At 42.6% G+C, this 12043-nt stretch carries 11 protein-coding genes; 7 read left to right on the top strand and 4 right to left on the bottom strand.

What is annotated here, in order from left to right:
- The 6 genes from AB6D80_RS20240 to AB6D80_RS20265 form a co-directional block, all read left to right on the top strand.
- Positions 1-1372, top strand: a 1372-nt coding sequence (locus AB6D80_RS20240; protein ID WP_372189413.1) for a hypothetical protein, incomplete at its 5' end; no start/stop codon positions are given.
- 91 nt (positions 1373-1463) lie between these two features.
- The gene (locus AB6D80_RS20245) at positions 1464-2885 is read left to right on the top strand and encodes a hypothetical protein (protein WP_102561091.1); all 1422 of its coding nucleotides are present in this window, start codon (positions 1464-1466) and stop codon (positions 2883-2885) included.
- A gap of 3 nt (positions 2886-2888) precedes the next feature.
- A complete protein-coding gene (locus tag AB6D80_RS20250; RefSeq protein ID WP_086715469.1) occupies positions 2889-4232 on the top strand; it encodes a hypothetical protein in 1344 nt (447 codons plus the stop codon).
- Between the two features lie 89 nt (positions 4233-4321).
- Positions 4322-4534, top strand: a complete 213-nt coding sequence (locus tag AB6D80_RS20255) for a hypothetical protein (RefSeq protein WP_133152253.1) — start codon at positions 4322-4324, stop codon at positions 4532-4534.
- Between the two features lie 298 nt (positions 4535-4832).
- Complete coding sequence (locus AB6D80_RS20260; RefSeq protein ID WP_086715471.1) at positions 4833-5750, top strand: hypothetical protein; 918 nt, start codon at positions 4833-4835, stop codon at positions 5748-5750.
- 493 nt (positions 5751-6243) lie between these two features.
- Positions 6244-6480, top strand: coding sequence for a hypothetical protein (locus tag AB6D80_RS20265; protein ID WP_102423505.1), 237 nt, complete (start codon positions 6244-6246; stop codon positions 6478-6480).
- Positions 6481-6781: 301 nt separating this feature from the next.
- Here AB6D80_RS20265 and AB6D80_RS20270 read toward each other — a convergent pair whose 3' ends face one another.
- The 4 genes from AB6D80_RS20270 to AB6D80_RS20285 all read right to left on the bottom strand — a co-directional run bounded on the left by AB6D80_RS20270 (position 6782) and on the right by AB6D80_RS20285 (position 10009).
- On the bottom strand, positions 6782-6925 hold the full coding sequence (locus AB6D80_RS20270) for a hypothetical protein (RefSeq protein ID WP_157939168.1): 144 nt from the start codon (positions 6923-6925) through the stop codon (positions 6782-6784).
- Between the two features lie 6 nt (positions 6926-6931).
- The gene (locus AB6D80_RS20275; protein WP_372189417.1) at positions 6932-7957 is read right to left on the bottom strand and encodes an EAL domain-containing protein; all 1026 of its coding nucleotides are present in this window, start codon (positions 7955-7957) and stop codon (positions 6932-6934) included.
- Positions 7958-8376: 419 nt separating this feature from the next.
- On the bottom strand, positions 8377-8721 hold the full coding sequence (locus AB6D80_RS20280; RefSeq protein ID WP_086715474.1) for a hypothetical protein: 345 nt from the start codon (positions 8719-8721) through the stop codon (positions 8377-8379).
- Positions 8722-8797: 76 nt separating this feature from the next.
- The gene (locus AB6D80_RS20285; protein WP_372189419.1) at positions 8798-10009 is read right to left on the bottom strand and encodes a hypothetical protein; all 1212 of its coding nucleotides are present in this window, start codon (positions 10007-10009) and stop codon (positions 8798-8800) included.
- Between the two features lie 252 nt (positions 10010-10261).
- Here AB6D80_RS20285 and AB6D80_RS20290 point away from each other — a divergent pair, with 252 nt between their 5' ends.
- Entirely contained in the window at positions 10262-11386 is a 1125-nt protein-coding gene (locus AB6D80_RS20290; protein ID WP_102367749.1) for a tyrosine-type recombinase/integrase, read from the top strand.
- The last annotated feature ends 657 nt before the right edge of the window (positions 11387-12043 follow it).

Here is a 12043-nt window from a genome sequence, read left to right on the forward strand (position 1 = left end):
ATCACCGCAGAAAGTGGATGAGACAGTACCTACGAACTCACGCCCTGAAAGTTCAGCACCACAGTCGGTGGCTCAAACGGGTACAGTAGCGCCAGCAACGCAAGTGGCAAGCGCATCACCGCAGAAAGTGGATGAGACAGTACCTACGAACTCACGTACTGAAAGTTCAGTAGCACAGTCGGGCAATGTAGAGTCAGGAACACAACTGGCGAGTGCTCCTACTCAAAAGGCAACTGATGCTGTTGCAAATACACAACGCCCTAATACTTCAGAGAAGGAGACAGGAACAAATCAGACCCAATTGGCGAATGCACCCACTGACTCCAATAACGGCAATCAAGGCGCGGGAACTATTGAGGACTCTCAAAATGATTACAAAATGGGGAATCAAACCAAACTAGCATCACTCAACGAAAGTGATCCAAGTTCGCCTTCTGTTACCGGAAGCGGTTCAATGGACCTAGCATTATTGGAGTCTTCACAGTTCAGTGGTATGGCTGATGGAGATAAAGAGATTGTGATGGAAGCTATTGCTAGTGGCCAACTTACTGCTGATGAAGGCATTGAAGTGTTCAATGCAGTTCAAAGTGGAGAGCTTAACTCTGATGAAGCTATTCAGATAGCTAACGGGACAAAGGAATTGCCGAGCGCTCGTAATGAAATGTTGGCTTCTACTGGTTCTAGTCAATCTAATAGTGACCTTACTGCGAGCTCAGATAGTGACATGGAATCGGCGCGTACAGGTGCAGACAATGAGTTCATCGCTAAAGAAAGCGACGCACAATTAGCGTCAACGAACATTGAGGCGCCAGTATCAGGAGCGGTCGAGCAGCCAAGCGCTGAACAGTTTGAAGCGCAAGTGGCGATGGATACTCCTAACCAGTTTGATACATCGGTGGCACCAAGTGATGGCGGAGAAATGAACTCAACCATGCGCGAGGGTGAACAACACTTAGCGTCAACGAGCTTTGAAGCGCCAGTATCCGGAGCCGAAGAGCAGCAAAGCACTGAGCTATCGGGTACGCAAGTAGCGATGGATACTCCTAACCAGTTTGACACATCGGTAGCACCGAGCGATGGTGCAGAGCATGACTCTATGATGCGAGAAAATGGTGATCAACTAGCATCAACAGGATTTGATGCTCCAAGCGATGGAGATATGGACCCAAGTACGTCTGACGCAAACTTAGGAGACCATTCTAATAAGTTGGATATTGCGACAGCTTTAACTACTGGCGACAAGACAAATCTTGAAATGGATGCCGATGAAATTATCAATGGCGACAAGCTTGATACTGTAGTTGGCTTGGGAGGTTCAGTAGGAGAAATCGATGGTGACGTCAACTATGACCAAGAAACAAAATATACATAATGCCCATATTGATGACGTTTAATCGATATTTCTAATAACTAAACCCTATTGGTGTATATAAACTCCAATAGGGTTTTTTTTAGGTTTCCGAATGAAGATATATTCCACAATCGCATTGATGATCATGTCGTTCGTTTCTGAAGCATATGAGGTTTCAGGGAGAAGTTTATTAATCATGGATGCGCAAACTACGGTTGGCTTAGAAGCTTTAGGTGTGGAAGCCGCTAAAGTTGATGCGTTGGAACGAGTTGAGCAAACCATTTCCAAGGGAGACAAATTTGGACTTGTGTATTCTTACCAGCCATCCATTCAGAAACTTATTGTCTTAGCTCAGGATAAAGTTGAATGCGATGTTGGCATTTGCTTAGAAACAACTATTAAATTGATAGTCGATAAACAAATTGCTAAGGCTATCAGTCAAAGCCTTCATAACAGTGCTAGTGGCATGTCGCAACTTGAGTCAAAGCCCAAAGATGTACTCAGTGCGCAGCTAAACCAATTTACATTGATAGAGTCACGCCACTCTCGGTTACCAATTGAGTTCCGCGCAGAAGACGGAATCTATTCTCAGTGGTTAAGGCTAAGAGCAAAGGAGCAAAAGGAGCTTGTTAAACGTATCAAGGTATCTACGATATTTAAGGATACGGGGTTCGTTCCACAAAAAGTTAAGCTGAATAAGGTGCCTGTGTTTGATTCCATAGGAGAGCCATCAACGTCTCAGTACATTGCCTATTCGTTTGCCCTACCTGGTTCCGAGCAGATGAATGATCTGGTAAAAGCCATTCCATCTTTAATCTCTGATACTCGGTATGTGACTATGAAGATGAGTGTCCCAGAGCTGTCCATAGAGCAGGTCGAATTTAGGGCTAAGTATCATTGCATGTTATTCGCATCGGCAGATGATTACTTATCACATCAATCGCTGACAACAGCTCAATTGTTTCACCGAGAGCCAGAAGTAGCAATCAACGTGTCAGGAAAGATAGTCCATATAGGTCGTGGGTACTATTACGAAAAAGGTTCCGAATCTGATTCAGTATTCAAGCGTTCAGGGATTCCAACCTATTGTGAACTGCTTAATGGAGAATTGGTGTTTCCTAAAGATACAAAGCAGGCAGCTTTTTTGGGGTCCCATGTGACGGTGTTTAGTACTGTTCGTATCCGGGAGGTAGCCACGGATTTCAATGCGGATGAAACGAATATTGATGATTGGCTTCTCGTTGATTCTAACTTTGATAAAGCATGGATAGAGTCACGTTATACAGATGAGATTAATACGATCCGACAAGGATGCATTGATGCGGTGTGTTCTTCACAGGTTATAACCCCTAAACAATTCATGTTGATGCTTAATGGCGAACCCCATGTTGCCTTCTCTAAAGTCGCAGCCGGAATGAGATACCCATTTAGAATTGAGCGCTATCAACCAACGTATCCTCTTGTTGTTCCATACGTGGGCTTACAGACTGCAGGGTATGGTACTGCTTTGAGTTCGTTAACAGTGGAGGAGTGATGTATGGGACGTATGTTTATTTTGTTGTTTCTAATGTCTAGCCTAGTGACTGCAAAGCCATTCGACGCAACTGTAGAGCGCGTAGTTCCGAGCGAGCAAGTAACGCAGGCTCTCTTTCAGCAATTGAAAGATGAAGCCGCGTTTTTAGCTGTCTCTAAAGCGGATTTACGTGGTTATGTAAAGACGAGTCAAAGTTATAACGGCGCTTATCTAGAGACATTGAAGGTTCTACTACCTCTAGTAGCCGATGTGGATGTTGTTAGTCAATCAGTGAATAACTGCACTGGCGCTGATTTTAAATGTGTATCACTGACAGTCAATGTGCATATAGACAGAGGAGAGTTCCAGTCTCAGCTTGAAATGATAAAGAATGATGAAGTTTTAAGAAGAAGTCTGGAGCAATATCATAGGGAGCCTGGTCATCCTCTTCGAAAGCGAATTACGATGTTGTCTTCTCAGATCGAGAGTTTGAGTAAACACGGTGAACAGTCTGATTTGGTTAATTCGCTAAAGGTGCAGCTTCATGAGAGCCAGTTGGTGGAACGTGATATTAAGTCAATGCGAATTGTGACTGAAATTGCACGGCATTATTCGGATTTCATTATCTTTACTCAAGTTGAAGGTATCGAGCGCATTTCTAGTAACAGAGTGAAGGTTACATTACGTTCACGAGGTAGCTCATATGGCAATCATGACTTTGATTCTCGTTTAGCGGCAATTATAGATAGTAACGGTTATGCAATGGACATGTACCATCGAGTGGTGCATCAAGGAAATGTTTCTTCTCGCATCAGTCTAGGAAATCACTTTGATGATGGCCACCAGCTAAAAGTGCGACAGCTTTGTATTGAACCGAACTCCTTTGAATCTCATTCACCGGTTCTACAGGCTTTATATGAAAGTGACACGAAACTTACGCTTCCGCTTTATTCACAAAGTAGATTTGTACGAGTTGGTAGCTTCAAGGGTGAACCTGTACCAAAAGAAACAAAAGTGGATAGTTACTCTTACTGTATTTGGGATAAATTCGAATACCAATATTCAGTTGAATTGGCGGATAAAGAAATAGAACACTTTGCGATGTCGGGTAGTAGGTCAGCGGCCAGTCGTCTCACTATTGGCATAGAACCGGAACAATACGCTCAGATGTCGCCTAAGCAATGGCAAGCGTATATGGATAGCAAAGGCTTACTTGATGTTACCCACCAGAAAAAGCCTCGTAGGTTGTCACAGGGCGCAATGTTGCCAGCCTTTGGCAACGATTCAACGCGATACCGTGAGAATGTGATCATCGGTTGTAATGCGGATACCGGCGTCTGTCCAGACCGAGCAATACAACACTTCTAAATACATTCCCCCCACTTTTGGTACGCAACATATTCATTCCTAGCTTTTTTGTTGTATAACTAAAATATGCAACAACAGGAGATTACATTATGTCACGTAGAACTGAGCAACAAAGTCACGATGATTTTTGCAATAGAATGCAGAACAACCGACGCAAAAATTCTGGAGTAAGGAGACGAGGCGTATCTCATCGTCATTCATCCCCTGAAAGAGAAGAAGACAAACTGTTTGGAGGTCTTCCATATGTTCATTGGCTTTCAAATGAAATGGAGCGCGATAAAGCATTTGAAGGTGATGACTAATATCTTGCTGCATGTCCAGAACACGATCAACCCAAAGGTATCGTTCACACCCATTTGACAAGTGGTGTTAGACTTGAACATGCAGAGACATTGAAATCGAATGTCAAAGTTAACTTTTGAAAGGTAAGGAATCGATTCTTTACCGCCCACTACGACATATCATCCCTTCACTACAGCTATACTAATCTTACACACCTCCTAAACACTCAAATCTCTTTCATTAATTAACCAATTTAACGCGGTATTGCTCCATTCTTCCTTTATACCTTCGGTGTAAATGAATGAAACGGAGATGCGTATGGATTCCGATCTAGTCAATGGATATTTGAAAGAGCATCTATTTCCAAAGATGACCAAAGAAACAATCGATCAAGCGTTTGGTCACCTGGTCCCCAGATTAGGTGCTGGTGAAATGGTCGAGTTGTTATGCCCTTCCTGTGGAAACAAGGGGACCCACTTTTTAGGCACTGGCAGTTTCAACTGTGAGTCTTGTGGACCTACTTCGATTATCGACGCCTATTCAAACGACCACTCAGTAACACCACATCGCGCCATTATAGAATTATGTCGCCTAGCCGGTTTGAATATACCTGCTGACATTTACCGTGAACTCACACCTGAAGATATCAAATTCACGGATATCGTTATGGACATCGCGAGAATGAGAGTCTTGCCAAAAGAAGTGGAAGAGTGGGGGCTTTCAGTGGATGAACGCAATGTGCCTGACCATCTATCCTGTATTCCAGACGCTGAACAATTTATCGAATATGTGAACGCTGTTAACGGTTGGGTTCCCAATGCCGTTATTGATGCCATCACTGAGTTTCAAGGCGAACCCATCTTATTGTTCGTTAACAAAGGTCGCTTAGTGTTCATTAAACTCAATGGATACAGCTCCGCGAGATCACCATTCATCCGGTCTTACACAAAAGGCACTAACAAAACCAAGCGAGTGTTTGTCTCAGATGATCCACTGTTTATAGATATGTGTTGGTCTAAGGGCCTATCTGCATATTTTATCAATCCAAATTTTATGACCCCGAGAGCGATTGAGTTTCTGAGTGATGAATTCAAATCGAAATCGGTGGTTGCAGTGTGGACCAAAACCAAAAGCCAAGATTACGTATTTAGCCGAGATCAAAAAGTACATCGTTACGATTGGTTTAGTCGTAAGGTTCCAGGTTCTTATCAACGTATTGCGGAGTTAATTCAATGACTATTTTTAATGCAAAATATCAAGCGACGGTGCCTGTTTTAAATTTCGTAAGAGGCTGGGTCATTGTCCTTATTGGGTTTATGTTTTACACCTCACTGGTCAGCTCATCCCATAGTTACCACCCACCGGTGCAAGAAGTGATATCTCTTTGCCTACTTGCCGTCTGCCTGTCTTGGACTGAATTTGTAGAAATCAAAGAGGACACGGTTGAAACTTACTATCGCCATTCGCTACTCACCTTCATAAAAACACCAAGGTTCGTATATGAGATCCAAAGCGATTGGTCTTTAGAAGCTAGGCCCAGTTCATTTGGGTATACAATATGGACAGCCAAGAGCGATAACGCTTTAATTCAGATATTTCATACTGGCCATGTGTCTAATTGCTATAGCAAGAACTAAACTGTTCGTAAATTGTTGTATATAGCAAGTATGTTTGACCATTAGAGATTAAATGTATGAATTCGAAATTTGCTTTTTTTTTGGTAGCCTCAATGTCTTTCACTGTCTCTGTGTCAGTTGTCGCGTCTGAATCAGTGCAAGAAGGCGAGGGCAGTTTGAACCAACAATCCCTGAGCCAATTGGTAGAACAGCACGGGGACAAGACTATCGGTGGTTATGAACGGATGAATGAAGATGGCAACATTGAACAGTCTATTTATTCGGTGTCTGTACTCTTGGTCGATGGGGCGGTGAAGGCAGATCTTCATGATAGTGAGCCGGTTAACTAAACGTTTGTAAAAGCACCCACCAGCTCGGTCATCAGTTACATTTTGCTTTTCTTGCCTTAGTGGTGGTTGCAGTTTAGTCAGTGTACCAAAGTCGTAGGCAAGTAAATCTACTGTCGCCAGTGTTAATTTTAGTCTCATAAATAGATTCAATATTGACAATTGAAACTGCGTGTTCAACTAACCAGTTATTTAATCGCTCATGTGCGACATCAATAAGAAGTTCGTTAGCTGTCGTTCTCGTGTTCATACCACATCCTAGAACATTAAATTCAATACGCTTTATCATCATTTTCCCTCTACGTTAGCTGTACCAAGACGCGTTGGTAATCAAGGTAGTCATTTGCTCTACTTCATTAGCGGATAGCGTTAATCTTGCGTCACCATAAGCCAATACAAAACGACCACTGACATTGAACAATCCACCTTTGGAACTTCCATTAGGCATCGTGTGTCAATGGTTGAAATTAATATAATGTTGCTTGAAGTTATTGGAAGACAAGGGCTTTGAAAACAAAAAGCCCTGAAAACTCTCTATACCTGACGAGGAGTACAAGTGACGTGCTTCCTCAGTTTCTATCCCTTCTAGAGTGGTGTTCAACCCCAACTGTTTAGATAAGCCCACAAAACTTTCCAACACTTTGATGCTTACCTCTTGTGAACGGACATCATGGGACTTAAAAGTGATGAGGCTTCTATCGAATTTGATGGTATCAAATTTTATGGACGTCAACATAGTCATGCTATTGTGACCTGCTGTGAAATCGTCAAGCGCCAAAGCTGCTCCTGATTGTTTCAGAACCTCAATGTGTCTGAGCATCAATTGGTTAGTGTCTACCTTGCTTTGTTCAGTAATCTCTATTTCAACCGTAACTTTATGACTCACTACACTGCTTAAAGCATTTGCTATCTTCTCTATTGAATCTGGACACTGTAGGGTGTCGGCGGCAACATTAAACGAAAGCGTAAAGTTGTCTTCAATAGTATGCTCATGCACCCACACTTCCAATTGGTGTATGGCTTGGACTGCAATTTCGGTGTCTATGCTTGAAATTAAACCCTCTTCTATCGAGAAAGGGATGAACTCTGCAGGTGGTATCACGCCATGTTGAGATTCCCACCTGGCTAAAGCTTCACAGCCATTAATTTTACCGCTTTTTTCAGATACCCTACTTTGGAAATAGGGTTTGATCTCGCCGTTTAACAGTGCTTCTCGTATCCTAACGGCGCGTTGACTGCGTTCTCGGATCGCGATGACTTTTTCCATTTGTGTCAACACAAGTCGATTGCCAAAAATGATACCAATGATAAATCCGCTGCAAGCCAAAATCACACTGACTTCGTGAAAGATTGATAGCTCAACTTTACCCTTACCAATCAATATTCCTGCAAGGCAAGCTGCGGCCACCAAAGGTACAAACAGAGATATGGCGAGCACGTTTCTCTCTTTCTGATATTCATTTTGTATTGCGTCCGTCATAGTCACATCTCTTTGCTAAATCCATTACAGTCCGTTCAATTGAACAGCAATCTTAATGACAAGTGTGCAAATAGAGGGCTCAATTTCATGCATTGATTGTATAAATATCGGTTTTAAACCTCTGAGCTCAATAGGGTAGTGAGATATCCACAAAATTTGTTAGTGGCTGGTGGATAAATACACAAAGTTGATTTGAGTGAATGGTTTAAAGTCTGCAGGGTTCAAGCATCGGATGTATAGAGTCTTATAAACGACTCAATAGAGTAGAGCAACTTACTGTAGAAATGAAAAAGTCGCGGTTAAGCGACTTTCACTCTGCCATATTTTCATATGGATTCGTCAATACGTTGTCATGGCGAATTATATTGCCACAAACCCATCTTAGGTTGGGCGAGCTATTGTGTTGTCAATTAAACGCTCTATTTTTGATGCTTAGGCGATCCTTGACCATAAACATCTGATCCTAACTGCTTATACAAAGCCGGATTGACGGTTAGTTTCAGATCATTGGCAGACAAATCAACGGACTCAGCCCATTTTAGAATTTGTATTCTGTCAAATTTCAATCTCGTGAGTAGCATGCTATTTGGCGTTTCAATGGCAATGCAACCTCCACTGATGTTCGCCACACGCAGCTGATTGCCGTAGTGTGGAAACTCTTCATGAAACAGTTTATTGATTTCCGCAAGATCCTTGAGTTTATCTTTGACCGCTGAAAATTTCGTGTCCTGGAACACATCACACAAGCTTGTTGTCGCTCTCATAATTATCTCCAGTTAGATGAGTACACATAAGGTTGTACACCATTTAATGGAAAACTGAGTGTCTAATAACTTGGGCTTACTTATTGTCTAACTGAGTGTTTTTGGACTCAAGTTCTTTGATGATCGCCTGTTTAGTCGATAGTTCCTTTTCCTGTGTTTCGTTTTGCTCAGTAAGACGCTTAATATCTTGTTCTAGGCGAGTGTTGAAGGCACCTTGTCTTTCAATGGTGCTTAGGTTCTGACTGTTAGACATTCGTAGCTCAGTCAACTGGTCTGAGAGAGAGGTAAGTCGTTCGGATGCATTACCGAACCTAATCATGGCTTGTTCCAACTCACTGTTTAGGCGAGCATTCTCAGATTTCGATGTGATGTATTCGGTTTCAAGTTCTGATAGGTCGGTACTGAATTTGTTTCGACTCTCGCGTAATTCCTGCAGGAGTTGAGCGTCACCTTGAGCCTGTGTTTCAAATCTGATGATCTCACCCGACTTTTTCGTCACAGTGTCACTTAGTTCGGAAATTTGCTTGCGGCAATCTGTAAGCTGATTTTCTAGCTTCTCAATCACAGTGACTTGGTTTTCTAGCTTCACCTCGGCTTTGGCTAGTAAACTTTGATGCTTGTCCAATTCGACCTTTAGATTATTCGCATTGTCCTGTAACACACCAATCTCATCACTTAGGCGTGTTTCAACACCTTCACAGTTCTTCTGGCTTTGCTCAAGATCGGTTTTTAGTTTAGTTATTTCTTTGTCTTTCAATGAAATGGTAGTGTTCGCTTCTTGCAACTGAACACCAGCTAACTCAAGGTCACCCTCAGTTTTCAAAAGGAGTTCGTTGGCCAGATCTGCTTCATCTTTATACATGAGTACTTCGGCATTGTGCTCTGCGTCTTTGGCCGCACTTAACCGAGTAATTTCAGTAGAGAACAATTCAACGAACTCATCACTAAAACCACGCTCGCGGAATAAGTCCATTCGTTTGTTCTTAGCTTGAGTATTCCATTCACGGACATCCACATTGATTGTGCTGGTAGATTTTACATCTGGCATCATCGATAGCACATTTCGCACACTGGTTTTTTCGCCTTTAACGAAGAGCGAATCACAAATCTCGAAAACACGTTGGCGTCGTTGTAACTGTTCTGCGGTAAGGTCTTTCTGTGTGCTGATGTCGCTCATTGGATGGTACTCAAGTTCAGATTTGGATTTCATACATTTTAATCGAACATACACCGAACGTCCACAACGAACGAACACCTGTTCGGTGTTCGATTGTGCTATGTGAGACATCGCACCTGATAGGAATCTTATTTTATCTGGTTGCGCACCAACTACGACATTACAACTGCCCTACTCTGTCTGATTAAGTGACACTGTAATGCTTTTAACTAATAACTATGCAGCGGTGATTGTTCATAAGATTGAAAGCTCAAATATCTCAATTTTCTAGATCTCAGATAATTACAATTATATGTGATCTAGAAAAAATGCATGGAATTGGTTAGACTGTAACTAACTACGAAAGCATAAGTTGGAAATGATATGGTCGGCACTGAAATCTCACTTCATACGGACTTTTCCCGTTTAAGGCCAGAACATGTTCACCAGGCGATCATGCTCGCACGAAAGCACGGTACATCGAACGAACAGTACCAAAAAATTCAAGATGCTATTAACCATCTTTTGCGAGAGTTCAATAAACGTGAAGAGCGTTATGCTAAGAACTCACTTTCTCAACTCTATAGCAACTGGTCACGATTTGAGAAATGGTGTCACGAGCATGAACATCACCCATTGCCAGCAGCCGCAGAAACCATCGAATTATTCTTTGAAGATAAGGTCGACGACTTACACCGTAACTCAAATCGATCTTATGCGTGGGCCATTTCAAAAATTCATCGTATCTCGGGTTGTCCGGATCCATTTCTTGATGAAATCGTGCGTGACAAGATGGCCGGTATCTTTCGAAGAAAAGTTGAGGCGGGTGAACGAATTGTACAGGCTTCAGCGTTTCGAGAGAAACACTTAGATAAGATAACCGAATTGTGGCGTCATTCCCCTAGCCTACGGTATCGTCGTGATCTGGCTTTGCTGACTGTTGCTTATGAAACCCTACTTCGTGCGTCGGAAATCGCAAACATCCGTTTTGGTCACTTAGAGTACCCAGGTGACGGAACGGCTTTGCTGACTATCCCTATCACGAAATCTAATCATAGTGGCGAACCAGATACAGTGGTGTTTAGTCCAGAAGCTGTTGATATTATTCATGAATACGTAGAATTAGCAGGGCTTGATGACACAGATGAACAAGCTTTCTTGTTCGTCGGTGTGAGCCGACACAACACGCCATATAGACCAAAGTTAATCGACCCAGCCCACCCTGAAAGCGGCAAAAAACATAAGAAAATGACGTCATGGACTATCGAGCAGATCTTCAATAAAGCATGGGAAGCGCTTAATTTGGGCAAGGTTGGTATTGCCACTTTTACTGGCCACAGTGCAAGAGTTGGCGCGTGTCAGGATTTATTGACCGATGGATACACCATCTTGCAAGTACAGCAAGCTGGACGTTGGTCCACACCGGCTATGGTGATGAGGTACGGTCGCGGAATATTGGCAAAAGATGGTGCAATGGCACAGAAACGCGCATCTAGAGGACGAAAATAACCAGTCTTTTGAAACCCCGCAGCTGACAGCTGCGGGGTTTCATTTTCCGCCGAGTCGGTTGAATTTCTCTATATTGATTTTAGCTTGGGGCATTTGCATTTTATGCCTCAAATTGAAACTACTGAAAAAGCTGGCTATATCTCTTTAGTTGTCGTTCGGGTATACAGAAACTGGCTCACACTCATTCCATACGGCTTGATCAGGTTTCGTATAAATCTCCGTTGTTTTTGAATTGCTATGAGCCATCCTCTTTGTGGCACTTAAGCCTTTCTCTTCAATCATTCGTGCCGCTAAGGAACGAATCTCATGGTACGTCGGTCTTTGGTTACTTGGTAAGTGCGATTTGACACCTGTAGGAGAGGAATAAAGTTTCATACTAAGCAGTCAAGTAACCCTGTTTGTACCGTTCTAAATGATACTCACCCAGAAATAAAGATTCATACTAATTCCTACTACAAAGTCTGAGTCACGCTACAACTGAGTAATAAAGTATCATACTGGTTGTCTTGGGCATCCACAGATTGATCGGCCCCATTCAAACACGTTTCTGGACAGAATCAAGTTGGCAAGACGAGTACTGGATGCGCTGTATGCATTAGGAAAAGGGCTCTTCTCCGCTTAGATGAGTCTATAAATTAACAATAAAATCAATAAAGC

This window comes from Vibrio sp. 10N.247.310.17, from assembly GCF_041466605.1.
Lineage (GTDB): Bacteria > Pseudomonadota > Gammaproteobacteria > Enterobacterales > Vibrionaceae > Vibrio > Vibrio tasmaniensis_A.